This is a genomic window from Nocardiopsis salina YIM 90010 (genome assembly GCF_000341025.1).
Classification (GTDB): domain Bacteria; phylum Actinomycetota; class Actinomycetes; order Streptosporangiales; family Streptosporangiaceae; genus Nocardiopsis; species Nocardiopsis salina.
The window spans coordinates 13070-38349 of sequence record NZ_ANBF01000172.1; the positions used below are offsets into that span (position 1 = coordinate 13070).

Here is a 25280-nt window from a genome sequence, read left to right on the forward strand (position 1 = left end):
CATCGCGAGTCACTGACACCGTGGCTCGGAAAAGGTCACCTGTGTGTCTCGGATCACAGGAGGGGTGTATCGCCCCAAGGGAATCCCCCTTAGCATCGCGGCGTCGAGTACCCCCCATGCCAGGGAGCCGTCTGGATGGACCACCTCGCCGTACTCAGCTTTCTCGCCCTCGCCCCCATCGTCCTCGTCGGAATCCTGCTCGTGGGGTTCCGTCTGCCCGCCATGTACGCGATGCCGGTCGGCTACATCGTCGTCGTCGGTATCGCCGTGTACTTCTGGCAGACCGAATGGGCCGCCGTCCTCGCCTCCAGCATCCAGGGGCTGATCCTCGCGGTCGGCCTGCTCTACATCATCTTCGGTGCGCTGCTCCTGCTCGCGACCCTCACCAAGAGCGGGGCCATCGCCACCATCAGACGCACCTTCACCGACATCAGCCCCGACCGCCGCGTGCAGGCCATCATCATCGGCTGGCTCTTCGGCAGCTTCATCGAGGGGGCCTCCGGGTTCGGGACCCCCGCGGCCGTGGTCGCACCCCTCATGCTCGCGCTCGGGTTCCCCGCGATGGCCGCCGTCATGGTCGGCATGGTCATCCAGAGCACCCCCGTCAGCTTCGGCGCCGTCGGCACTCCGGTCCTCGTCGGTGTCTCCGGCGGCCTCGAGGGCGGCGGGGGAGTGGAGGAACGCGCCTCCGCCCTCGGGATGAGCTTCCCCGAGTACATCTCCGAGATCGGCTTCCAGACCGTGCTCCTGCACGCAGCGGCCGGCACCTTCGTTCCGCTGCTCATCTGCTGCATGCTCTGCGGGTTCTACGGCAAGGAGCGGCGGTTCTCGGACGGCCTCGGTGCCTGGAAGTTCGCGCTCTTCGCCGCCTTCGCCCTCACGATCCCGTCGGTGCTGTACAACTACTTCCTCGGCGTGGAGTTCACCAGCCTCCTCGGCGGCCTGACCGGCCTGGTCATCGTCGTGCTCGCCGCCCGCAAGGGGTTCCTCCTGCCGAGGACCGTCTGGGACTTCCCGCCGCGCGAGGACTGGCTCGCCCGCTGGACCGGCAAGCTCGAGCCCGGCAGCGGCGGGTCAGAGATGGTCAGCACCGAGAACCGCATCGGGCTGCTGCGCGCATGGGCGCCCTACCTGATCATCGCTGCGGTCCTGGTCATCACCCGCACCGTCGAGCCCCTCAAGGTGTGGTTGGAGGGCGTGACCCTGAGCTGGGACGACATCCTCGGCACCGGGATCGGGGAGGCCGTCGAACCCCTCTTCTCGCCCGGTGCCACCTTCATCCTCGTCAGTGCGGTGACCTACGGGCTCCACCGCATGCGCGGACACCAGATCCTCGGCTCCTGGAAGATGGCCGGCTCCCAACTGGCCGGAGCCGCCGTCGCCCTGCTCTTCGCTGTGCCGCTGGTCCGGGTCTTCATCAACACCGGGGCCGAGTTCGGTGAGACGACCTTGGAGAGCATGCCGCTCACCCTGGCCGCTGGCGCCGCCGAGCTCGGAGGTACGAACTGGCCGCTCATCGCACCGTGGATCGGTGCGCTCGGCGCGTTCGTGGCCGGTTCCAACACCGTCTCCAACCTCATGTTCTCCCTGTTCCAGCACGCCACCGCCGACAGGATCGCCGTGCCCCCCGAGTCGGTCGTGGCCGCCCAGGCGGTTGGTGGTGCGGCAGGGAACATGATCACCGTGCACAACGTCGTGGCCGCCTCCGCAGTGGTCGGTCTCGCGGGCCGTGAGGGAGACGTGCTGCGCCAGACCGTGTTGCCCCTGACCTACTACCTGCTGGTCGCGGGTGCTGTCTCCTTCATCCTGGTCAACGGGGTCGCACTGCACGCGGGTACGGTGTTGCTCGCGGTAACGCTCGCGGCGCTGGCAGCACTCCTCGCCTGGTTCAAACTCAGGGACGCGAGACTGCCGGTACCCGAGCACACACGGCTTCCCAGGCCCCGTCAGGGAGGAGGCCGTTCGGAATAGGGACTGGTCCCGGCATCGTTGTGAGTCTGGCAAACTGGTAAGAGGACCGGTCCGCCCTGCGCGCGCCGTTGTCCTCACTACCCAGATCGCCGCGGCACCGGTTCGCGCATGGTCCCGAAACCTTCCCACCCTCCGGGTGGCGCGCTCGGCATGCGTCCGGCGGTCGCGCCCCTGAAGAGGAGACACACCATGCAGTCCGACATCCACCCCGAGTACGTTCCGACCGAAGTGACCTGCACCTGCGGCGCCCACTTCATCACGCGGAGCACCCTCACCGCGGGCGAACTGCGTGCCGATGTGTGCTCCGAGTGCCACCCGTTCTACACCGGCAAGCAGAAGATCCTGGACACCGGTGGCCGGGTCGCCCGCTTCGAGAAGCGCTTCGGCAAGCGCACCGCCAAGTAGCGCTGCCCGCTGTCCGGCGGCGCCGGGGAGGCGCCGCCGGTGCACCCCGCCCACGCGGCGGGGTGACACACGACCAGGCGAGGCAAGCGATACAGGACGGGAACGTGGCACAGTGAAGCTGGACGATCTTCTGGGGGAGTACTACGAGCTGGAGCAGCAGCTCGCCGATCCCGAGGTGCACGCCGACCAGAAGAAGGCGCGCACGCTCGGCAAGCGGTACTCGCAGCTCACCCCCATCATCCAGACCTACCGCCAGCTCAAGCAGGTCGAGAGCGACATCGGGGCCGCGCGTGAACTCGCGTCCGAGGACCCCGCCTTCGCCGAGGAGGCCGACCGCCTCTCCAAGGAGGCCGACGAACTCACCGAACGCCTGCGTGTGTTGCTGATCCCGCGCGACCCCGCCGACGAGAAGAACCTCATCATGGAGGTCAAGGCCGGAGAGGGTGGCGAGGAGTCCGCCCTGTTCGCCGGCGACCTCGTGCGCATGTACCTGCGCTACGCCGAGCGCCTCGGTTTCAAGACCGAGGTCATCGACGCCACCCACTCCGACCTGGGCGGCTACAAGGACATCACCATCGCCTTCAAGAACAAGGGCAACCCCGAACCCGGGACCGGGGTCTGGCCCGTGTTCAAGTTCGAGGGCGGCGTGCACCGAGTCCAGCGTGTGCCGGTGACCGAGTCCCAGGGGCGCATCCACACCTCCGCCGCGGGGGTGCTCGTGGTGCCCGAGGCCGAGGAGATCGAGGTCGAGATCCACGACAACGACCTGCGCATCGACGTCTACCGTTCCTCCGGGCCCGGCGGCCAGAGCGTCAACACCACCGACTCGGCCGTGCGCATCACCCACCTGCCCACCGGCATCGTGGCCTCCTGCCAGAACGAGAAGAGCCAGCTCCAGAACAAGGATCAGGCCATGCGCATCCTGCGGGCCCGCATCTACGCCGAGGCCCAGGCCAGCAAGGATGCCGAGGCCGCCGCCGAGCGCGCGAGCCAGGTCCGTACCGTGGACCGCTCGGAGCGGGTGCGCACCTACAATTTCCCGGAGAACCGCATCTCCGACCACCGGGTCGGTTACAAGGCCTACAACCTCGACCAGGTCCTCGACGGCGAACTGGACGGGGTCATCCGCGCGTTGGTGGACGCCGACACCAAGGAGAGGCTCGAAGCCGCCCAGTCATGAACTTCCTGCTCGACGAGGTCGCCCGCGCGACACTGAGGCTCGCGGAAGCGGGCGTGGGTTCGCCACGCACCGACGCCGAGGAACTCGCGGCGTTCGTGCACGGCGTTCGTCGAGGAGAGCTGCACGCTGTCGCCGACTCCGATTTCGATGCCCGGTACTGGGAGTGCGTGGCCCGGCGCGAGGCCCGCGAGCCCCTGCAGCACATCACCGGGCACGCCTTCTTCCGCTACCTCCAGCTGAGGGTGGGGCCCGGGGTGTTCGTTCCGCGCCCGGAGACCGAGATCATGGTCGACTGGGCGATCGAGACCCTGCGTTCGATGGACGTCGCCGACCCGCTCGTGGTCGACCTGGGCACCGGTTCCGGCGCCATCGCCATCTCCATCGCGCAGGAGGTCCCCCGCTCGCGGGTGCACACCGTCGAGATCGACCCCGAGGCCCTGAAGTGGGCCGGGATCAACATCGACGAGACCGGCCACGCCGACCGCGTGACCGCGCACCTGGACGACATGCGCACCGCGCTGCCGGAGCTGGACGAGCGTGTCGACCTGCTCATCAGCAACCCCCCGTACGTCCCCACCCGGGAGTCCGGCGCCATACCACCCGAGGTCCGCGACTACGATCCTTCCCCGTCCCTGTGGTCGGGTGAGGACGGCCTCGACATGATCCGCGACCTGGAGAAGGTCGGTCGGCGGCTGCTGCGCCCGGGCGGCGCGATGGCGGTCGAGCACCACGACGGCCAGGGGATCGAGATCCCGTGGTTCTTCCCCGAGGACCAGGGCTGGCGCGACGTGCTCAACCGCAAGGACATGGCCAGGCGGGACCGGTTCGTGGTCATGCGCCGGGCCGACGCAGACAGCTGAGTCTTGAAGAGGTGAACGACAGGTGAGCCGCATCTACGACTGTGCGGACGACACCGCCCGCAAGGACGGGGTCACCGACGCCGCTTCGGTGGTGCGCCGGGGCGATCTGGTGGTGCTGCCGACCGACACGGTGTACGGCATCGGCACCGACGCCTTCAACCCCGCCGCGGTGGCACGGCTGCTGGAGGCCAAGGGGCGCGGACGCGACATGCCCCCGCCGGTCCTGGTGGGTTCCATGCGTGCGGCAACCGCGCTGGTCGACGACATGGGCAACCACGGTCGCGACCTCATGGAGGAGTTCTGGCCGGGCCCGCTCACGCTCGTGTGCACGGCCACCCCGAGCCTGTCGTGGGACCTGGGTGACACCAAGGGCACCGTTGCGGTACGCATGCCCATGGACCCGGTCGCGTTGGAGCTGCTCAAGGAGACCGGGCCGATGGCGGTCAGCAGCGCCAACAAGTCGGGGCAGCCCGCTGCCACGACGGCGGAGGAGGCCAACGAGCAGCTCGGTGGCGAAGTCGCGGTATACCTCGAAGGCGGACCGACCGACTCCCCGGTGCCTTCGACGATCGTCGACCTGACCTACGCGGTGCCGCGGGTGCTGCGCACGGGTGCGATCTCCATCGAGCAGCTGCGCGCGGTGTGCGGCACCGTCATCGGCGAGCTGCGCAAGCCCAAGAAGCGTGCCGGAGCCCCGGACGAGGAGAGCACGGAAGGCGCGGAGAGCACGGAGGGCTCGGAGGGTTCCGAGACCCCCGCCGGGACCGCGTCGGGTGAGACCGGGGACAAGCCCGGGAACACTACCGAGGGGAAGGATCCCGCTGCAGAGAACACCTCGGAGAAAACCCCCGAGTAACGCTCCGAGGGTCAGGGTCGGCCTCCTGTCGCCGGTACGGGGGAAGTCGTCCGGATGTCCGGCGCGTCCGGTGCGGCCTTCCGGGCCACGAACCCGACCGCGAAGCCCGAGTAACAGAGCCTGGAGGGGACGGACGTGCGCGAGTACGCACTCACGTTCGTCATCGCTGCCGCGGTGACCTACCTACTGGTTCCGCTGGTGCGCAAGTTCGCGATCGCCATCGGGGCCACACCCCCGGTGCGCGACCGCGACGTGCACAAGGAGCCCATCCCCCGCATGGGTGGGATCGCCATCTACGGCGGTTTCGCGGCGGCGCTGCTGATCTCCGCCCAACTCCCGCACCTGCAGAACGTCTTCGTAGCCGACACCTGGTGGGGTCTACTGCTGGCCGGCGGCCTCATCACCCTCATCGGGATCATCGACGACCGCTGGGGAATGGACGCGATCAGCAAGCTCGCCGGGCAGACCGCCGCGGCGGGCATCCTCGTGGCGCACGGTGTCCAGCTCCTGTGGCTGCCTCTGCCGGGCACACAGCTGTCGCTCGGGCCCTGGCTCGGGGCGATGATCTCGGTTCTGCTGATCGTGGTCACCATCAACGCGGTCAACTTCGCCGACGGCCTCGACGGCCTCGCCGCGGGGATCGTCGGCATCTCGGCGCTGGCCTTCTTCGCCTACTACTACGTGATCGCGGTGGAGCAGGGCTTCGAGCGCCAGTCGTACCCGGCGATGATCGCGATCATCCTGGCCGGCACGTGTCTGGGCTTCCTGTTCCACAATTTCCACCCGGCCAAGATCTTCATGGGCGACACCGGGTCGATGCTGCTGGGCCTGTTGCTGACCTCCATCACGATCAACGTCACCGGCCAGTTCGACGCCAACACCGCACGGGAGGAGTTCAACTCCGGCCTGGTGGTGTTCCTGCCGATCCTCCTGCCGCTGTTGGTCATCGCGCTGCCGCTGGCCGACCTCGTGCTGGCCGTGCTGCGCCGGACCCTGGCGGGCAAGTCACCGTTCGCCCCCGACCGCGGACACCTTCACCACAGGCTCCTGGACATGGGGCACAGCCACGTGCGTGCGGTGCTCCTGATGTACCTGTGGGCGGGGATCGTCGCCTTCGCCGCGGTGTCGCTGTCGGTCTTCGACACCCCGTTCATCGTCCTGACCGTCACGGCACTGGTCGCCGTCTGTGCTGTCGGTCTCATCGTGCTGCCCCGGCTGCGCCGTCGTGGACTGCTGTCGTGGGAGCGTATAGGACGCGTTAAGACTCGTTCCGGTCACGATTGACCGGTCCCTCGCTCTCGATCGGGGCCTGCCTCGGGCTCGTGGGCGACCGCAGTCCGCCGGTGACCCTCCTCTGACCAGGGGTGTCCTGGTCGGGTCGGATGTGGCGAAGATGACACGTACCCCGGAAGCGTCGTCGAAGTGGGGTTTCGAAGGCCGTTAAGGTCGCGTTAAGGCACCCCCGGATTCGGGTGCCGAAACCTTGTGATAGCTTTCACGAGCAGGTATCCCACAGAACCCCGACGGAGCTTTGTCATGCAGGAACACGACGTCGCGATCTTCCGCGGCGCCGCACTTCCCAGCGTGGTGTGCGGGGTTCTGGCCATCGGTGTGGCGGCGCTGCTCGGCGGTGTCCCCGGGGCGCTCAGCGCGCTCCTCGGGGCCGCGGTCGTGCTGGGCTGCTTCGGACTCGGGCAGTGGGCCGTGATCGCGGTGTCCCGCTGGAACAAGGATCTGTTCTTGGCGGCCAATCTGCTCGGATTCGTCGTCAAGATGGCTGTTCTGGGCATCCTGTTGGTCACCCTCGGCCAGAGCCCTCTCATGGCCGGCCTGGACGACCAGGCCTTCGTCTACTCGGCACTGGCCTGCGTGCTGGTCTGGCTGGGCGGGCAGGTCCGAGCGATCTCCAAGGCCAAGATCCTGCACGTGGACCCCGACGAGACCTCGGGGGGCACGTGATGGGCGGCCCCGAACAGGCCCGGAACGAGGGGCGTACTACCCTGGTCGACGGCAGGCGGGCGGCCCCGTTCCAGCCCGGTGCCACATGCTATATTCCGGAGCGAGATGAGCAGCGAACCAGTCGAGGGCACGGAGAAACGCGACGCGCGAGCGCCGCGCCAAGCCGATGGCTGGGGCATCTTCTCCACTCTGCTCGCGGGTGTGCTCGTGTGGACCGGCATCGGCTGGACCGCGGACTGGCTCTTGGGCTTCGATGCACTCTTCCTGCCCATAGGGGCGGTGCTCGGCCTGGTCGGCTCGGTCTATCTGATCGTCGCCAAGTCCCGCCAGGCCTGAACTCTCCCGCCGGAGTGAGTCCGACACCCGCTCGGGTGTGGGCGACCTCCTCCACAACCATCCAAGAGGCTTTCTTGCGTCACGACGAAAGGATTCGCCGTGAGTGCTGACGCGCGCATTCTCGCGGCCGAACCGGGTTGCCACCTCTTCCCTGCTCAAGGAGAGGCGGGCTGTGGGTTCGAAGCTCCCGGCACCGGGATGTTCTTCCCCGAACCTTGGATCGGCGGCATCCCCGGCAGCGACGGCATCGACCTGTACCTGGTTCTGCTGCTCGTCGCTCTCGGCGCATCCCTGCTCCTGTGGTCGTGGTTCAGCAAGAAGCTGAGCCTCGTCCCCGGGCGCAGGCAGGGCGTTGGCGAGATGTTCGTCCTGTTCATCCGGGACCAGATCACCCGCCCGACCATGGGCGCCAAGGGTGACAAGTTCATCCCGCTGATGACGGCGATCTTCACGTTCATCCTCTTCATGAACGTCTCTGGTCTGATCCCGGGCATGTTGCCGGTCAACAGCGACCTCTCGTTCCCGGCGATGTTCGCCCTGTTCATCTTCGCCCTCACGCTGATCATCGGCATGCGTCGGCAAGGGGGGTGGGGATACATCAAGAACCAGATCTTCCCGCCCGGGATGCCCAAGCCGATCTACGTGCTGGTCACCCCGATCGAGACCCTCTCGGTCTTCGTGATCCGCCCGCTGACGCACGCTCTGCGTCTGTTCGCGACCATGTTCGCGGGCAGCCTGCTGCTGGCCGTGTTCGCCTACGGCGGCTGGTACATGCTGAGCATCGGTGCCGAGCCGGCCCTGGCCGCGCTCTCGGTGCTGTTCTCCGGCGCAGCGGCGCTCGGCTACATCGCCTTTTTCGTCTTCGAGCTGGCGATCATGCTCATCCAGGCGTTCATCTTCACGCTGCTGGCGAGCCTGTACATCAACCAGTCTCTCGAAGCCGCCCACTAGAACCCCTGCGTGCCGGTCCCAGAGACCAGTACAAAGGTGCTTTTGACCCCCGTCCACACCCGGCGCACTGACCAATCGCCAATCGCGACGCCGGACGTCGAGTAAAGGGAAACACTTATGGACATCGCCGCCATCGAGGGCAGCATCAACACCATCGGCTACGGCATCAGCGTCATCGGTGCCGGTATCGGTCTCGGTATCGTCTTCGGTATGGGTATGCAGGCCATCGCCCGCCAGCCCGAGGTCCGGGGGCCGCTGCAGACCAACATCTTCCTGGGCTTCGCGCTCATCGAGGCCCTGGCCATTCTGGGCTTCGTCCTCGCGTTCGCCATCTGATCGCTTTCTGCCAACCGTTCTTGATGGCAACTGACGCGAAGGAGGGCTGACCATGTTGGTGGAGTTGGCAGCCGAAGAGAACATTCTGCGGATCGACTGGGTGAAATTTGCCTTCGGTCTGATCGCGCTCGCCGTGGTCTACTTCTTTGTGGCCCGTAAGGCAGTACCCAAGGTCATGAAGGTCCTCGACGAGCGTCACGACGCCATCGAGGGCGGCATCGAGCGGGCCCAGCGCGCCGAGACCGAGGCCGAGGAGATCCGACAGCAGTACCGCGAGAAGCTCGAAGAGGCCCACCGCGAGTACGCACAGGAGCTCGAGAAGGCCAAGGAACAGCGTGCGGCGATCATCGCCGAGGCCCGCGAGGAGGCCCAGGTGGAGGCCCGCCGCATCGTCGAGGCCGCGCAGGCCCAGATCGAGGCGGACCGCCAGCAGGCCTTCGTCCAGCTCCGTGGTGAGATCGGTTCGCTGTCCACCGAGCTCGCCGGCCGCATCGTCGGTGAGACCCTCAGTGACAGCGCCGCGCAGAACCGCGTGGTCGACCGGTTCCTCGAGGAGCTGGAGCAGAGCGAGAGCACCGAGCAAGCCGAGGTGCGCTGATGCGTGGGATCAGCCGAAACTCCCTGGCTGAGGCGACCCGGCGCCTGGACGACAATGTCCTGGCGTCGGCGGACGCCGCCAAGCACGCGGTCTCACTCGGGAGCGAGCTCTTCGAGGTCGTGGGTCTCCTCGACCGCGAGCACTCGCTCCGCCGGTGGCTGGCCGACCAGGCCAACCCCGTCGAGGCCAAGACCGGTCTGATCGGTCAGGTCCTCGAGGGCAAGGTGTCGCCGTCCACGGTCATCGTGGCCAACGACGTCGTCTCCCAGCCCTGGTCCGGTGCGCGTGACATGACCAACGCCCTGGAGCGCCTGGCGGTCTACGCGACCGTCACATCGGTCGAGGGCACGCGCTTGGACGAGCTCGAGGACGAACTGTTCCGTTTCCAGCGGATCGTCGTCTCCGAGCCCGACCTGCGCTCCGCCCTGACCCGGGAGGGTGTGGAGGACTCGCACCTTCACTCCCTCATCGAGAACCTGCTCTCGGGCAAGGTCAACTCCGCGACGCTGGCTCTGGTCACCGAAGCGGTCACCCGTCCGCGGGGACGTACCCTGGAACAGGCGCTCGAGCACCTCGGTCAGGTGGTCGCCGAGCGTGCCCAGCGTTACATCGCTGTGGTGCGCAGCGCCCACCCGCTGAGCGAAGCGCAACTGGAGCGGCTCAGGACCCTCCTGAGCAGCAAGTACGACCGTGCCATCCACCTCAACACCGAGGTCGACCCCTCGATCGTGGGCGGTCTGTCCGTCCGCGTGGGTGACGAGGTCATCGACGGCACCATCGCCGGGCGCATCGCTGAGGTCCAGCGCCGTCTGGCCGGCTGACACACGCGAACAACGCAAGGCAAGCACGCACGGCGCCGGCCCGGCGCCATTTGAGAGCAAGGACAACGTAGAGATGGCGGAGCTGACGATCCGACCGGATGAGATCCGGGACGCGCTACAGCGCTTCGTCCAGTCGTACGAGCCTGATGCCACCCGCGCGGAAGAGGTCGGTACCGTCACTTACTCCGGTGACGGCATCGCCCGCGTCGGTGGCCTTCCCTCGGCGATGGCGAACGAGCTGCTGCAGTTCGAGGACGGCACCCTGGGTATGGCCCAGAACCTCGAGATCGGCGAGATCGGTGTCGTGGTGCTGGGTGACTTCACCGGCATCGAGGAGGGCCAGCAGGTGCGCCGCACCGGCCAGGTCCTCTCTGTCCCGGTCGGCGACAACTTCCTCGGCCGTGTGGTCGACCCCCTGGGTCAGCCCATCGACGGCAAGGGCGAGATCGAGAGCACCGAGCGCCGTGACCTGGAGGTCCAGGCCGCCACGGTGATGCAGCGCCAGCCGGTCGAGGAGCCCCTCCAGACCGGTATCAAGGCGATCGACACCATGACCCCGATCGGTCGTGGCCAGCGCCAGCTGCTCATCGGTGACCGGCAGACCGGTAAGACCGCGGTCGGTATCGACGCGATCATCAACCAGAAGGCCAACTGGGAGTCCGGCGACCCCGACAAGCAGGTGCACTGCATCTACGTCGCCGTCGGCCAGAAGGGCACGACCATCGCTTCGGTGCGAGGTGCCCTCGAGGAGGCCGGTGCGATGGACTACACGACCATCGTCGCCGCCCCGGCGTCCGACCCCGCCGGTTTCAAGTACTTGTCGCCCTTCACCGGTTCGGCGCTGGGCCAGCACTGGATGTACCAGGGCAAGCACGTGCTCGTCGTCTTCGACGATCTGAGCAAGCAGGCGGAGGCCTACCGTGCGGTATCGCTGCTGCTGCGCCGCCCGCCGGGCCGTGAGGCCTACCCCGGTGACGTCTTCTACCTGCACTCCCGTCTCCTGGAGCGCTGCGCCAAGCTCTCCGACGAGATGGGCGGCGGCTCGATGACGGCCCTGCCGATCATCGAGACGAAGGCGGGTGACGTGTCGGCCTACATCCCGACCAACGTCATCTCCATCACCGACGGCCAGGTCTTCCTGGACTCGGACATGTTCAACCAGGGCCAGCGCCCGGCGATCGACGTCGGTATCTCGGTCTCCCGTGTGGGTGGTTCCGCGCAGACCAAGGCGACCAAGAAGGTCTCCGGTACCCTGCGTCTGAGCCTGGCCCAGTACCGTGAGCTCGAGGCGTTCTCGGCCTTCGGTTCCGATCTGGACGCGGTCTCCAAGCAGCAGCTCGCCCGCGGTGAGCGCATGATGGAGCTCCTCAAGCAGGGGCAGTACTCGCCCTTCGCGATGGAGAAGACCGTTGTGTCCACCTGGGCCGGTACCTCCGGTCACGTGGACGACGTCCCCACCGAGGACGTGCGACGCTTCGAGGACGACTTCCTCTCCTACCTCGAGCGCGAGCACAAGGGCATCCTCGACAACATCCGCGAGAGCGGCAAGTTCGAGGACGAGACCCGCAGCTCCCTCGAGAGCGCGATCGAGAAGTTCAAGCAGGGCTTCCAGACCTCCGCCGGCACCCTGCTCGGCCAGGAGGAGGAGCCCGAGGCTCTCGAGCAGGAGAAGGTCGGCCAGGAGACCATCAAGGTCGCCAAGGGCGGGAAGTAACCCATGGGTGCACAGCTTCGCATCTATCGCCGGAGGATCAAGTCGACCAAGTCGACCGCCAAGATCACCCGTGCGATGGAGCTCATCGCCGCGACCCGCATCACCAAGGCGCAGCGCGCGGCTGAGGCTGCCGGCCCGTATGCCCGGGAGATCACGCGTGCGGTCTCGGCGCTGGCCAGCCGGGTGGGGGACCACCCGTTGCTGAGCGAGGCCGAGAACCCCAAGCGCGCCGCTGTCCTGGTCGTCTCCAGCGACAAGGGTCTGGCCGGAGCTTTCTCGGCCAACATCATGAAGGAGGCCGAGTCCTTGACCCAGCTCCTCCAGGAGCAGGGCAAGGAGGTCCTCACCTACATGGTGGGCCGCAAGGGTGTGGCCTTCTACAAGTTCCGCGAGCGTCCGCTCGAGGAGCAGTGGGAGGGCATCACCGAGAACCCGACCTACGCGCATGCCCAGGAGATCGGGTCCACCCTCATGGAGAGGTTCTCCCAGGACACCGACGAGGGTGGCGTGGACGAGATCCACGTGGTCTCCACCGAGTTCGTCTCGATGCTGACCCAGACGGCGCGTTCGGTGCGTGCGCTCCCGCTGGAGGTCGAAGAGGTCGACGAGGAGGAACTGCAGGAGCAGAGCGGTGGTCAGGCACTGCCGCTGTACGAGTTCGAGCCCTCCGCGGAGGAGGTCCTGGACCAGCTGCTCCCGCAGTACGTGACCAACCGGATCTACTTCTCCCTCCTGGAGTCGGCAGCCTCGCAGCAGGCGTCGCGCCGTGCGGCCATGAAGGCCGCCACGGACAACGCCGATGAGCTCGCCAAGAAACTGACCCGCCTGGCCAACCAGGCGCGTCAGGCCGAGATCACCAACGAGATCAGTGAGATTGTCGGCGGCGCCGACGCCCTCTCTGGTGCCAGCGCCGGAAGTGAGTAACAAAAGTGACTGCGACAGTTGAAGGGACGGCCGACGCCGGCGCCACCGCCACCGGCCGCATCGCCCGGGTCACCGGCCCGGTGCTCGACGTGGAGTTCCCCGTGGGCTCCATCCCCGAGATCTACAATGCCCTGCACGTCGACGTGACTCTCGGCGGCGAGACCAAGACCATCACCCTCGAGGTCGCACAGCACCTGGGTGACAACCTCGTGCGGGCCATCTCCCTGGCCCCGCAGGACGGTCTGGTCCGCGGAGCCGAGGTGCGCGACACCGGCGCGCCCATCAGCGTGCCCGTCGGCGACGGCGTCAAGGGCCACGTGTTCAACACGCTGGGCGAGTCCATGGACGTGCCCAGCTCCGAGCTCCAGGTCACCGAGCGGTGGCCCATCCACCGCAAGGCCCCGGCCTTCGACCAGCTCGAGTCCAAGACCGAGATGCTGGTCACCGGTATCAAGGTCATCGACCTGCTCACGCCGTACGTGCGTGGTGGGAAGATCGGTCTGTTCGGTGGCGCCGGTGTGGGCAAGACGGTGCTCATCCAGGAGATGATCACCCGTATCGCCCGCAACTTCGGTGGTGTGTCCGTGTTCGCCGGTGTCGGTGAGCGCACCCGTGAGGGTACGGACCTCTTCCTGGAGATGGACGAGATGGGGGTCCTGCCGGACACCGCGCTCGTCTTCGGCCAGATGGACGAGCCCCCGGGCACCCGTCTGCGCGTCGCGCTCTCGGCTCTGACGATGGCGGAGTACTTCCGCGACGTCCAGAACCAGGACGTGCTGCTGTTCATCGACAACATCTTCCGCTTCACCCAGGCGGGTATGGAGGTCTCCACGCTGCTGGGCCGTATGCCCTCGGCCGTGGGTTACCAGCCCAACCTGGCTGACGAGATGGGTCAGCTGCAGGAGCGCATCACCTCGACGCGTGGTAACTCGATCACCTCGATGCAGGCGATCTACGTGCCCGCGGACGACTACACCGACCCGGCGCCGGCGACCACGTTCGCCCACCTGGACGCGACGACGGAGCTCTCCCGCCCGATCTCGCAGAAGGGTATCTACCCGGCGGTGGACCCGCTGGCCTCGTCCTCGCGCATCCTCGACCCGCAGTACGTGGGCCAGGAGCACTACGACGTCGCCCAGCGCGTCAAGGAGATCCTGCAGCGCAACAACGACCTGCAGGACCAGATCGCGATCCTCGGTATGGACGAGCTGTCCGAGGAGGACAAGGTCGTCGTGAACCGGGCCCGCCGCTTGGAGCGCTTCCTCTCGCAGAACATGTTCGTCGCCGAGAAGTTCACCGGCAACCCGGGTGTGTTCGTGCCGCTGGAGGAGACGATCTCCTCCTTCAAGGCGGTTTGCGACGGCGAGTACGACCACCTGCCCGAGCAGGCCTTCCTCGACGCCGGCAACATCGAGATGGTCGTCGAGAAGGCCAAGAAGCTGCAGGAAGGCTAGAACCGCGCCATGCGTCCGTCCCCGGAGGGGTGGGCGTCGGGCGGGATAGTCGGGCCGGGCCGCCCCGAAGGACACGAGTCGGGGCCGGTCCGGCCGAACCCACCCGCTAGCCGAGGAGTTTGTGGCAGTGTCGAAGAAGCTTTTCGTCGAGATCGTCTCGCCCGAGCACGAGGTTTGGGCCGGCGAGGGCGACATGGTCATCGCGAAGACCGTCGAGGGTGAGATCGGCCTTCAGCCCGGGCACGTCCCGGTGCTCTCGGTCCTGGCCCACGACGCCGTCGTTCGCGTACTGGGTGCGCGCGAGACCGGTGAGGTCCGGGTCGCCGCCCACAGCGGGTTCGTCTCGGTATCGGGTGAGGGTCGGGTGTCCATACTCGCCGAGACCGCCGAGCTCGCCGAGGACATCGATGTGGACCGTGCACGCACGGCGCTGACGACCGCGACCGAGAAGGGCGACAACGTCGCTCTCGGCCGTGCGCGCAGCCGTCTGCGTGCTGCCGGCGAGGACGTCGCCTAGAACGGACTGGGTGGTCATGGAGCGGCTGCTGTCGGGGATCGGGTTCGAGACCGCGCAGTGGACGCTGCTGGCCGTGCTCCTGGTCGGGGCGGTGGTCCTCCTCGCCGGCGCGTTGCGCCGTTCGGTGATCGAGCGGCGCGGCGGCGCGGTCGAGTGTTATCTGCGTGCACCCGGAGCTCGGGGACGCCGAGGCGCCTGGCGCATCGGTTTCGGCCGGTACGGCTCGGAGAGCCTGGGCTGGTTCCCGATCTTCTCGCTCAGACCGCGGCCGACAGCTACGCTGTCGCGCCGCGGTCTTGTCATTGTGGGGCGGCGTTCCCCCACGCCCGAGGACCGCGGCCGCCTGCCCGCCGATGCGAGCGTGGTCAGCCTCGGGTGGTTGACCGCCGAGGGTGAGGACCCGACGGAGGCCGCCTTCGAGCTCGCGATGGGCGAGATGGCGATGACCGGGTTCCTCTCGTGGTTGGAGTCGATGCCCCCCGGGACACACTGGGAGGCGTGAGATCCTCGGGGAGTCTTCCCCCGTTCCCCGGTCGTCCGGTGGTTCCCGCTCTGCCGCCGCTCACACGGAGATGTAAGCGCTGACGGCTTTGTGTGCGCGCACTGCGTTGAGCGCTTCAGCCCTTCTGAACAGGGAAAACGTCTGCCCGGGTGGCAAGTGTCGAGGTTGGCCTGTGGCTGTTGCGGCTCGGGCGCTTACATTGTGTGTCCGCATCCGGCCACGGGGGTGATCAACCCGCCTCGGCTTCCTCGGATGCGCAATGATGAGGGTGAAGCGCAAGCGCCGACGGGTGCTCCGGCCGCTTCTCAGAACGTGCGCGGGGCTCCGAGCAACCCCCTTCGAGCCCCGCGCGCACCACGGGCCACCCACCGGCCGCCCCCTCCCGGGGCATGCGGGGCCGACCTCACTCGGGCCCGCAGGCCCCGCTCTCCTTCGGTGGGTCCGCCCTCCTTCGGTGGGTCCGCCCTCCTGCCGGCCGGAGCAACGGAAGGCGTCCACCGAACAGACCCCAGAGGTGTCGCTTGCGCTTGCAGCGCTTACACGGGGTGTCCGGACGTGGCCACTGGGTGCTGATCGCCTGCGGGGCAGGACGCGTCGGGCCGAGGATGAAGGTGTTGCGGCCGGGCTCTACTCCCCGGTTCGGCTGCTGCTGCGGCTCCGGCCGCCGCAGTCCTGCGCGTGAGCTGAGCAGATCGCGGGCGGGCTGTGCATGGTGTGTGCGGGGCTGCCCCCTGCCGGCCCCGCACACACCTCTGAGGAGGTTCCGTCTCTTCTCCCCGGGGTTCTGCGGGGCTCGGCATCCCCCTTGGTCCCGCAGAACCCGTCCCACGTTCGGCCGGTCCCCGGCTCTGGGCAGAGGAAAGGCGCCCCACCTGCAATGGCGGGGCGCCTCGTGACGGGGCTGGCCGGGGCCGAGGCCGCTGGACGGCCCGGGGGCCTCGGCCGGGTCAGGCGACCGGCGAACCCATGGCGTTGTACCCGCCGTCCACGTGCAGGGTGGTCCCGGTGATCCCCCGCGCCCCCGGCGACATCAGGAACAGCGCGGGGTCGGCGACCACCGAGGCGTCCTTGGTGTCCCAGCCGACCGGCGCCGACTCGCCCCAGCGGTCCGAGATCTGGTCGAAGCCCGGGATCGACCCCCCGGCCAGCGACTTGATCGGGCCGGCGCTGATCGTGTTGACGCGGATCCCCTCGGGCCCCAGATCGCGTGCCAGGTACTTGGCCGAGTTCTCCAGCACCGCCTTGGCCGAGCCCATCCAGTCGTAGACCGGCCAGGCCACCGACGCGTCGAAGGTCAGCGCGACGACACCGGCACCGTTCGGGGCTGCGGCCATGAGTTCCCGGAACCCGACACCCAGCGCCTTGAGCGAGAACCCGGAGACGTGGATCGCCTGCGCGACGTCCTCCCACGCGGTGTTGAGGAAGTTCCCGCCCAGCGCGTCACCGGGCGCGTAGGCGATCGAGTGCAGCAGCCCGTCCACGTGGTCCCAGCGCGAGGCGACCTTCCCGGCGGTCTCGGTGATCTGCTCCGGGTCGGTCACGTCCATCGGCAGGACGGCGACCGGCTCCTTCGGCAGGCGCTTGGCGACCCGCTCCAGGATCGAGAACTGCCGCCCGGGCGGGTTGGTGAGGATCACGTCGTGGCCCTGCTCCATCGCGTGCTCGGCGATGGCGTAGGCGATCGACGACTGCGTGGTGATACCGGTGATCAAGAGGTTCACGTGGGACTCCTTGCTGTGTGGCGGTTCAGGCTCGGGGGAATCGGGCGCGGACCGACCCTGTCGATCCACGCCCCTGCCGGGTTGTCGGGGCCCGGACGCGTCCGTGGGGCGTCCCGGGTGCACCGGGACCTCGGGCTTGTCCGGCGAACGCCGATCACCTGCTGTGCGTCGCCCCAGCGGCACTCTCACAGCGTTCTCACCGGCCGACGGCGCATCCGGCCGACTGCTTCTTCGGCCTTGTGACAGCACAACTGGATGCGCCGCTCGCGACGGAAGGCGTCCACCGAACAGACCCTAGCTCAGGGCCCCGATGCGGGGCTGGCGGTCAGGGCTGCAGGCCGCGTTCGATGGCCTCGACGATCCGCGGACGCATCTCGGCCGCGCTGATGACCGCGTCCACCGATCCGACGTCGACCGCACGTCGGATGCTGTGCACCCGGTCGAACTCAGCGGCGACCTCGCCGAGTTTCTCCGCGCGCACCGACGCCCGAACCTCAGCGAGTTCGGCGTTCAGCTCGGCGCGCTCGGCGGTTGCGGCCTCGGACACCCGCGCCTGCAGGTCACTGACGCGCGGGTCGGCCGCGGTCCGCTTCTTCACCTCGCCCGCGAAGACCACGGCCGCAGCGGGTGCGCCACCGAGCACCGAGGCGAAGGAACCATCGACCGCCAGCACCGTCATGTTCTCGTTCAGCGCCTTGGAGAAGACCACGAACGCGCCACCGTGGTAGCGCCCCACGACACAGAAGACGATCGGGCCATCGAAGTTGACGATCGCCCGGCCGATCTCCGCGCCGTACTCCAGCTGCAGCTTGCGCATCGACTCCGGCGACCCGTCGAAGCCCGACAGGTTCGCCAGCACCACCAGCGGCCGGTTGCCGGACGCGGTGTTGATCGCCCGCGCGGTCTTCTTCGAGGAACGGGGGAAGAGCGTGCCCGCGGTGTAGGCGTCGGGCCCGTCCGTGGGCGGGAACCCGGTCCGCTGCACCGACTTGGACTCGATGCCCACCAGGCACACGGGCCACCCGCCGACGTGGGCGTCCTGCACCACGGAGGTCTCCGCGTCGGCCATGTTCGCCCACCGTTCCAGCACCGGGTGGTCCTGGTCGGACAGCGCCCGCATGACGGTACGGATGTCGAACGGCTTCTTGCGGTCCGGGTTGTGCTCGGCCGAGAAGATCTCCCCGACCGTGGAGAAGTCGCTGCCCTCGACCTTGTGCGGGAACTCGGACACGTCACGCTGCACGGGGTCGCCGGTCTCGGCCCGCCTTGGCGCGCTCTCGCCGGGCGCCACGTACGTGTGGTCGTAGTGGCCCATGAGCACGTCGCTCGCGGCCGCCAGGTTCGGGGCCCAGTACTGCGCCTGCCCGTTCGGGCCCATCACACGGTCGTGGCCGCCGATGCCGTGGTTGTCCTCGGCCGAGACACCGCCGGAGAAGTCCAGCGACTGCTTTCCGGTCAGCACCATCGCCGAGTCCGGGGTCATGACCAGTACGCCCTTGGTGTGCATGAGCATGGTCGCCTCGGCGTTCCAGTACGGCTGGGCGCCCACGTTGATCCCCGCGACGACGATGTTGATCTCGCCGCCGGCCTGGGTGAAAGTGACGATCCGCTTGAGGGCGGCCGCGACCCAGTCCATGTTCTCCGTGCCGGAGTCCATGGAGATGCGTGCGCCGGCCGAGAGCGCGAACCACTCCACCGGAACCTGCATGCGGTCGGCGAGGTCGATGGCGGCGATCACGCGGGAGCACTCCGGTTCGGACAGTGCACCCAACGCCTTGGTCGGGTCGCCCAGCAGCACCACACGCGTCACACCCTGCGGGTGGCGCTCGGTCGGGGTCGTGACCACACCGGCCACCAGCGCAGCCGAGTTCTGCCCGGCCGGACGTTCGACCGGGGCCAGCGTTCCGTCGGCATCGAGGTCGTACTCGGTGAACGTGCCCTCCTGTCCGGTGAGCAGGCCGGTCAGCTCGTACGGGTAGGTCGTGCCGCGGGCGGCTGCGCGCCGCACCTTCTGCCCGTAGTCGTCCAGCGGCAGCACCGGCTCCCGGGACGGCTTCTCCACGTGCAGCTGCGGGCCGCGTGCCGGGTCCAGGGTGATGCGCACCGCGACCTCGGGCAGGTCGCCGGCCGCGTCGCGCTGGCGGGCCACGAACTGGACCTCCTCGAGCCCGGCGCCCTCGGTCGTGGGCAGAATGCGCTGCACCAGGGTGTCCAGGTCCTCGCGGTCGAGCTCCGTGGAGGGCCAGACGTAGACCATGATCCGGTTGGTGGCGTACCGCTTGTTCTTCGGCAGACGCGCCTGGATGTTGCGGATCCCGTCGAGGCAGCCGGCGAGGGTGTCTTCCACGGCCGGAAGCGCCACCAGGCGTCCGTCCGACTCGCGCAACGGCGTCAGGTCGCGCACCTGGCCCATGGCCACCAGGCGTTGGTCGGCGGGGTTGGCGTGCGCGGTGGCCTCGAAGAGGTAGATCTCCTCGTCGGCCGACGGAAGGCGCGTGAGGTCGAACTCCTGCAGCCGCTGCAGCTGCAGGCGCTGGGCGATCTGCGGGTGCAGCCCGCGGATCAGACGGTCCTCGGCGAAGCCCTCGCCCTCGGGCCGGAAGGTCACGTGGTGGTGCATGACCGCGTTCCCCGTCCCGGCGACGGTGATGGTCACCCGGTGCACTCCCGCGGGACGCCCGATGCCGGACAGGTACCGCCCGAGCTCCTCGGCCATCGCGTCGGGACCGGGCTGGTCCTCCCACCGCAGGTACAGGTCGGCCACCAGCTCGCCTTCACCACAGGTGCCGGCGTAGGAGCCCACGGCCGCGATCGCGTCGGGCAGCGCGGAGATGTCGGCCGCGGTGGTGACCACCTGCGTGTCGCCGTCGGGGCCGCTGTGGCGCGCGGTGACGAACCGGCAGCCCTCGGAGTCCTGCACGGCGACCTCGGACAGCCCGCGGTTGCCGTAGTAGCGGCGGGTCAGCACCTCCAGCAGCGGGCCGTGGTCGCGGCCCGGGCGCCCGATGCGCTGGCCCAGGACCCGCACCAGCGGCTCGGAGCACGCCACCATCGACTGGATGCGGTCGGCACGGTCGGGGGCGTCCGGGTTCTGGTCGAGGTGGCGCAGTTCCCCGCGTACGGTCGCGTACACCTGGGCGCGGTTGCGGCGCAGCATCGGCTGGGCGTACCAGCGGAACACCACGCTCCGGGCCAGGTCGGAGACGGTCGGGAACCGCACCTGCGTGGCCTCGACCAGGCGCTCCAGCACCAGGCCTGCGCGCTCGCCGAGGTCCTCCGCGGGCGGGAGGTCCCCGGCCCAGCGGCGCAGGAGTTCGGTGACGACCGAGACGTGGGTGGTCATCCGGCGCTGGGCCAGGAAGATGCGGAAGACGGCCCGCTCCAGCTGCGGTGTGCGGTCCAGATCGGTGACGCCGTAGTGGGCCAGCGCCGTGGCGAGCTTGCCGCGGAAGGCCTCGGAGACCCCGGCGCGGTCCACGTCCAGGCTCTGCAGGTAGGCGTGGAAGTATTCACGGGAGCTGTGCACCGCCTGGTCGGCCCCGGCGCCCGCGTCGTCGGCCGGCTCGTTGCGGGTGAGCTCGGCCAGGTCGGCGAAGGCGGTGAGCAGGTCCAGTTCACCCTCCGGTGGACGCGGCTCCAGCTCCTCGCGGGCGGTCAGGTACTCCGGGAGCGCCTTCGTGGGCTCTTCGGGGTCGCCGTCGAAGCCGAGCACCGCGCCGCGCAGGTCGCGCAGGTGGAGTTCGGCGCGCTCGGCGGGCGTGGACGGAACGGGGGCCTCGGGAAGGTCGAGCCCGACCTCCTCTGTCTCCTCCGCGGCGCCCCCCGAGCCCTCGTCGGCCAGCGGCTCCAGGCGCATGAGCGGGGCGCCGGTCTCGACCTGGCTGCCCACGGTGACCGGGCACTCCTTGACCCGGGCGCGGAACGGTGCGCGCAGCACCGACTCCATCTTCATGCTCTCCAGGACGAGCACCGGGGCGTCGGCCTCGACCTCGTCGCCCACCGACAGAGGTACCGAAACCACCAGGGCCGGGGCGGGGGAGCGGACCACACCGCCCTCGTCACGGCTCACACGGTGGGTGACGCCGTCCACCTCGACCAGGTGGACCGGGCCGTGTGTGGCCGAGACCAGACGGAACGGGGTTCCGTTGACGACGATCCGGCCGCTGTGGGTGTCGAAGCGCTCGAGCGCGACCTCGGCTGTCTGCACCGCGCCCCCGCCGGAGATCCCGACCCGGAACCGGTCGTGCCCCAGGCGGGCCACGCTCACCTTGTAGGTGGCGCCGCGCAGCTTGAGGTCGAGTGGGCGGCCCGGCTCGTGGCGCACCTGCGGACGGCCGCCGTGGGCCGTGGACAGCAGCTGGCCGCGGCTGACCTCCTCGTCGTCCTGGTAGGCCTCGATCGCCGCCACGGCCAGGGCGGTCGCGGAGTGCTGCTGGGCGACCAGGCCGCCCTCGGCGCGCACCCGGTCGATCCACCCGGTGTCGGCACTGGCGCCGATGACCTCGGGGCGGTCGAGGAGGTCGAGCACGAAGCTCTTGTTCGTGGCACCGCCCTCGATGATCACCGTGGTCCCGGCCATCGCACGGCGCAGGCGGGCCAGCGCCTGGTCGCGGTCGCGGCCGTAGGCGATGATCTTGGCGATCATGGAGTCGAAGTCGGCGGGGATGGAGTCGCCCTCCCGCACACCGGTGTCGACCCGCACGCCGGGGCCGGCGGGCAGGGACAGGCGCGCGATGCGGCCGGGGGCGGGGGCGAAGTCGCGGTCGGGGTCCTCCGCGTTGAGGCGGGCCTCGACGGCGTGGCCGAGCTCCGCGGGCTGCTCGCCCTCGAGCTTGCCGCCGGAGGCCACGTGCAGCTGCAGGCGCACCAGGTCGGTACCGGTGGTCGCCTCGGTGATGGGGTGCTCGACCTGGAGGCGGGTGTTGACCTCGAGGAACGCGAAGAGTTCCTCGCCGGGGTGGTAAAGGAACTCGACGGTGCCGGCGCCCCGGTAGTCCACCGCCAGTGCAAGGCGCTCGGCGGAGGCCTTGAGCTCGGCGGCCTGCTCCGCGGACAGGACGGGGGAGGCGGACTCCTCGATGATCTTCTGGTTGCGGCGCTGCACCGAGCAGTCGCGCACGCCCAGCGCCCACGCGGTGCCCTGGCCGTCCGCGATGACCTGCACCTCGACGTGGCGGGCGCCGGTGACCAAACGTTCCAGGAACACCGTGCCGGAACCGAAGGAGCGCAGGGCCTCCTGCGTGGTGCGCTCGTAGGCCTCGGTGAGCTCGTCGGCGGAGGAGACCTTGCGGATCCCGCGCCCGCCGCCGCCCGCGGTGGCCTTGAGCATGAGGGGGTAGCCGATTCGCTCGCCCACCGCGAGGGCGTCCTCGAGGGTGGCGACCTCGCCGCCGCTCCACGGGGCGACCGGGACACCGACCTCCTCGGCGAGCTGCTTCGCACCGATCTTGTCGCCGAGCCGGCGCATGGCCTCCGCGCTGGGCCCGACGAAGGCCACGCCGAGTTTGTCGCACAGGTCGGCGAAGGCCGGGTCCTCGGCGACGAAACCCCATCCGACCCAGGCGGCGTCGGCGCCGGTGTCGACGAGGGCGCGCTCCAGCGCGGCGTGGTCGAGGTAGGGGCGAGCCGAGGCGGGGCCGAGGTCGTGAGCGAGGTCGGCCTCACGGACGAAGGTCGCGTCACGGTCGGCGTCGGTGTGGAGGGCGATCGTGCTGATCTGCCTCCCCGTCTCCGCGGCCAGGTCCCGGACGGCGTGGATGAGCCGCATGGCGGCCTCACCACGGTTGACGATGGCGACACGACTGAACACCGGTTGAGCCTCCCAAGAACACAGACAGAAGGCGGTGCCCGGGGACCGGGCCACCGCCTTCACCTGCTGTCCACTCTGGCGCACCACGAGGCGTAGTACCAATCGTCCGAAGTGCCCATGTCGGCTCGGCTGTGTTGTGGGAACTCCACAAAGACCGGTCCCTGGGAGCCGCTCACCCCTGCGAGAACGCGAGGTTTGCCACAAACGGGGCCCGCCGTGGAGCACGGCGGGCCCGGCACCTTCGACACCGGGGCCGGTGCCGTCAGCCCTTCTCGGGCACGTTGGCGTCCTCCGCGCCGATCGTCGTCGACGGGCCGTGGCCGGTGTTGACGACGGTCTCCGGCGGCAGGCCCATCAACCGGGTGCGGATCGACTCAACGATCGTCGGGTGGTCCGAGTACGACTTGCCCGTCGCACCCGGGCCGCCCTCGAACAGGGTGTCCCCGCTGAACAGCACGCCCAGTTGCGGGGCGTACAGGCACACGGCGCCGGGCGCGTGCCCGGGCGTGTGGATCACGGTCAGTTCCGTGCCGGCGACCTCGAAGGTCTCCCCGTCGACCAGTTCGCCGTCGGGCTCCCGGTCGGGGTGGGTCATGTCCCACAGCACACGGTCGTCCGGGTGCAGCAGGACCGGGGCGGCCATCCTGTCACCCAGTTCCACCGCTGCGTTGACGTGGTCGTTGTGCCCGTGGGTGCACAGCACCGCGAGGATCTCGCGGTCGCCGACCGCCTCGATGATCGCGGCGGAGTCGTGCGGGGCGTCGATGACCACGACCTCGTCGTCGTCGCCGACGAGCCACACGTTGTTGTCCACGTCCCAGGAACCGCCGTCCAGGGCGAAGACCCCGGACGTCGTCAGGTGTTCCACTCGGGCGTCGCTCACAGTCGCACCACCGATCGCAGTACATCGCCGCGCTCCATGCGGGCGAAGGCGTCCTCGACGTCACCGAGACCGATCTCCTCGGTGACGAATCCGTCCAGGTCGAGCCTGCCCTGCGTGTACAGGTCGACGAGCATCGGGAAGTCGCGCGAGGGCAGGCAGTCGCCGTACCACGACGACTTCAGTGCCCCGCCGCGGCCGAACACGTCGAGCAGCGGGAGCTCGATGCGCATGTCCGGGGTGGGCACTCCGACCAGGACGACCGTACCCGCGAGGTCCCGGGCGTAGAACGCCTGCTCGTAGGTCTGGGGGATGCCGACGGCGTCGATGACCACGTCGGCGCCGAAACCGCCGGTGAGCTCGCGGATCGCCTCGACAGGGTCGTTCTCGCGGGCGTTGGCGGTGTGGGTGGCGCCGAAACCGCGGGCCCAGTCGAGCTTGCGGTCCTCGAGGTCGACCGCGATGATCCGTTCGGCGCCCGCGAGCCGGGAACCCGCCACGGCCGCGCTGCCCACGCCGCCGCACCCGATGACGGCCACGGAATCGCCGCGGCCGACCCCGCCGGTGTTGATGGCCGCGCCGATCCCCGCCATGATCCCGCAGCCCAACAGCCCCGCCGCCGCGGGGGAGGCCGACGGATCGACCTTCGTGCACTGGCCGGCCGCCACGAGGGTCTTGTCGGAGAACGCCCCGATGCCGAGCGCGGGCTCGAGTTCGGTGCCGTCCTCCAGCGTCATCTTCCGTTCGGCGTTGTGGGTGTCGAAGCAGTACTGCAGGCGCCCGCGCTTGCACGCGCGACACTCCCCGCACACCGCGCGCCAGTTGAGCACCACGTAGTCACCCGGGCGCACGTGTGTGACCCCCGCGCCGACCGACTCGACCACGCCCGCGGCCTCGTGCCCGAGCAGGAAGGGGTACTCGTCGTTGATGCCGCCCTCCCTGTAGTGCAGGTCGGTGTGGCAGACCCCGCACGCCCGGATGTCGACCACCGCCTCGCCCGGGCCGGGGTCGGGGATGACGATGGTGGTCAGTTCGACCGGTGCGCCCTTCGCGCGCGAGATCACACCTCGGACCTGTTGGGACATCTGCACACTCCCTGAGCTTCGGGGCCGGTGGCGGTGTCGGAGGGCACCGCGCTCGGGCTCACCCTGCCTCACCCCGCTCACGTGTGTCCATCATGTGGACCATCCGGTTCCACGTGCCGAGGCGTCGGGTGTTCGCGAGGGAGGGCGTGTGCAATGCGGCGTTGATTGCCTTCCGGGCGGGGTGGCCCGCACGCGATTCCGGCGCCTGTGGCTCGGCTTCCTCGGACGCGGAGCACTGATGGGTGATCCGGCTCGGAACCTCGAAAGCGGCGACCGACCGCGCAAGCACTCCGGGTACCTGTCCGTCGAGCAACAGGTCGATGAGCTCGACCGTGCCCGCCGGGATGCCTTCGACGGGTTCCCGGATCACACGTTCGAGCCCCGCTGACCGCACGCGCCCA

The 25280-nt window shown here is 69.1% G+C and carries 22 protein-coding genes; 18 read left to right on the forward strand and 4 right to left on the reverse strand.

Going from position 1 to position 25280, the window contains the following annotated elements; genetic code table 11:
- Positions 1-135: 135 nt before the first annotated feature.
- The 17 genes from D474_RS0119455 (at position 136) to D474_RS0119535 (ending at position 15384) form a co-directional block, all read left to right on the forward strand.
- Positions 136-1971, forward strand: coding sequence for an L-lactate permease (locus D474_RS0119455; protein WP_017615178.1), 1836 nt, complete (start codon positions 136-138; stop codon positions 1969-1971).
- A 189-nt stretch (positions 1972-2160) separates the two neighbouring features.
- Positions 2161-2376 carry a 50S ribosomal protein L31 gene (gene rpmE, locus D474_RS0119460; protein WP_017615179.1) on the forward strand — a complete coding sequence of 72 codons (216 nt, stop codon included), beginning with the start codon at positions 2161-2163 and terminating at the stop codon, positions 2374-2376.
- A 112-nt stretch (positions 2377-2488) separates the two neighbouring features.
- Complete coding sequence (gene prfA / locus D474_RS0119465; RefSeq protein ID WP_017615180.1) at positions 2489-3556, forward strand: peptide chain release factor 1; 1068 nt, start codon at positions 2489-2491, stop codon at positions 3554-3556.
- Positions 3553-4416 (forward strand): peptide chain release factor N(5)-glutamine methyltransferase, encoded by an 864-nt coding sequence (prmC, locus tag D474_RS0119470; protein ID WP_017615181.1) that lies wholly within the window; start codon positions 3553-3555, stop codon positions 4414-4416. The genes prfA and prmC overlap by 4 nt, the downstream gene beginning before the upstream one ends.
- A 22-nt stretch (positions 4417-4438) precedes the next feature.
- Positions 4439-5272, forward strand: a complete 834-nt coding sequence (locus D474_RS0119475) for an L-threonylcarbamoyladenylate synthase (protein ID WP_017615182.1) — start codon at positions 4439-4441, stop codon at positions 5270-5272.
- A gap of 135 nt (positions 5273-5407) precedes the next feature.
- Positions 5408-6556 carry a glycosyltransferase family 4 protein gene (locus D474_RS0119480; RefSeq protein WP_017615183.1) on the forward strand — a complete coding sequence of 383 codons (1149 nt, stop codon included), beginning with the start codon at positions 5408-5410 and terminating at the stop codon, positions 6554-6556.
- Between the two features lie 252 nt (positions 6557-6808).
- The gene (locus D474_RS0119485) at positions 6809-7231 is read left to right on the forward strand and encodes a hypothetical protein (RefSeq protein WP_017615184.1); all 423 of its coding nucleotides are present in this window, start codon (positions 6809-6811) and stop codon (positions 7229-7231) included.
- Positions 7232-7336: 105 nt separating this feature from the next.
- The gene (locus D474_RS0119490) at positions 7337-7567 is read left to right on the forward strand and encodes an AtpZ/AtpI family protein (RefSeq protein ID WP_017615185.1); all 231 of its coding nucleotides are present in this window, start codon (positions 7337-7339) and stop codon (positions 7565-7567) included.
- A gap of 99 nt (positions 7568-7666) precedes the next feature.
- A complete protein-coding gene (gene atpB, locus D474_RS0119495) occupies positions 7667-8518 on the forward strand; it encodes a F0F1 ATP synthase subunit A (protein ID WP_026118633.1) in 852 nt (283 codons plus the stop codon).
- 117 nt (positions 8519-8635) lie between these two features.
- Complete coding sequence (atpE, locus tag D474_RS0119500; protein WP_017615187.1) at positions 8636-8854, forward strand: ATP synthase F0 subunit C; 219 nt, start codon at positions 8636-8638, stop codon at positions 8852-8854.
- A gap of 55 nt (positions 8855-8909) precedes the next feature.
- Positions 8910-9452, forward strand: coding sequence for a F0F1 ATP synthase subunit B (locus D474_RS0119505; protein ID WP_193374030.1), 543 nt, complete (start codon positions 8910-8912; stop codon positions 9450-9452).
- Positions 9452-10273, forward strand: coding sequence for a F0F1 ATP synthase subunit delta (locus D474_RS0119510; protein WP_017615189.1), 822 nt, complete (start codon positions 9452-9454; stop codon positions 10271-10273). The genes D474_RS0119505 and D474_RS0119510 overlap by 1 nt, the downstream gene beginning before the upstream one ends.
- Positions 10274-10346: 73 nt before the next feature.
- A complete protein-coding gene (gene atpA / locus D474_RS0119515; RefSeq protein WP_017615190.1) occupies positions 10347-11987 on the forward strand; it encodes a F0F1 ATP synthase subunit alpha in 1641 nt (546 codons plus the stop codon).
- A 3-nt stretch (positions 11988-11990) separates the two neighbouring features.
- Complete coding sequence (locus D474_RS0119520) at positions 11991-12911, forward strand: F0F1 ATP synthase subunit gamma (RefSeq protein WP_017615191.1); 921 nt, start codon at positions 11991-11993, stop codon at positions 12909-12911.
- 5 nt (positions 12912-12916) lie between these two features.
- Positions 12917-14365 carry a F0F1 ATP synthase subunit beta gene (atpD, locus tag D474_RS0119525; protein WP_017615192.1) on the forward strand — a complete coding sequence of 483 codons (1449 nt, stop codon included), beginning with the start codon at positions 12917-12919 and terminating at the stop codon, positions 14363-14365.
- 127 nt (positions 14366-14492) lie between these two features.
- Entirely contained in the window at positions 14493-14882 is a 390-nt protein-coding gene (locus D474_RS0119530) for a F0F1 ATP synthase subunit epsilon (protein ID WP_017615193.1), read from the forward strand.
- Positions 14883-14898: 16 nt separating this feature from the next.
- Positions 14899-15384 (forward strand): DUF2550 domain-containing protein, encoded by a 486-nt coding sequence (locus tag D474_RS0119535; protein WP_017615194.1) that lies wholly within the window; start codon positions 14899-14901, stop codon positions 15382-15384.
- Between the two features lie 947 nt (positions 15385-16331).
- On the opposite strand, the gene fabI is transcribed toward D474_RS0119535, so the two are convergent.
- From fabI to D474_RS0119555, 4 genes are all read right to left on the reverse strand, one after another.
- A complete protein-coding gene (gene fabI / locus D474_RS0119540; RefSeq protein WP_017615195.1) occupies positions 16332-17105 on the reverse strand; it encodes an enoyl-ACP reductase FabI in 774 nt (257 codons plus the stop codon).
- 325 nt (positions 17106-17430) lie between these two features.
- On the reverse strand, positions 17431-22914 hold the full coding sequence (locus D474_RS0119545; protein WP_017615196.1) for an ATP-binding protein: 5484 nt from the start codon (positions 22912-22914) through the stop codon (positions 17431-17433).
- Between the two features lie 262 nt (positions 22915-23176).
- Entirely contained in the window at positions 23177-23797 is a 621-nt protein-coding gene (locus tag D474_RS0119550; protein ID WP_017615197.1) for an MBL fold metallo-hydrolase, read from the reverse strand.
- Entirely contained in the window at positions 23794-24879 is a 1086-nt protein-coding gene (locus tag D474_RS0119555; protein ID WP_017615198.1) for an S-(hydroxymethyl)mycothiol dehydrogenase, read from the reverse strand. Before D474_RS0119555 ends, D474_RS0119550 begins: the two co-directional genes overlap by 4 nt.
- 238 nt (positions 24880-25117) lie before the next feature.
- Between D474_RS0119555 and D474_RS32365 the strand changes: the two genes are divergently transcribed.
- The gene (locus tag D474_RS32365) at positions 25118-25267 is read left to right on the forward strand and encodes a hypothetical protein (RefSeq protein ID WP_161628694.1); all 150 of its coding nucleotides are present in this window, start codon (positions 25118-25120) and stop codon (positions 25265-25267) included.
- Positions 25268-25280 lie beyond the last annotated feature (13 nt).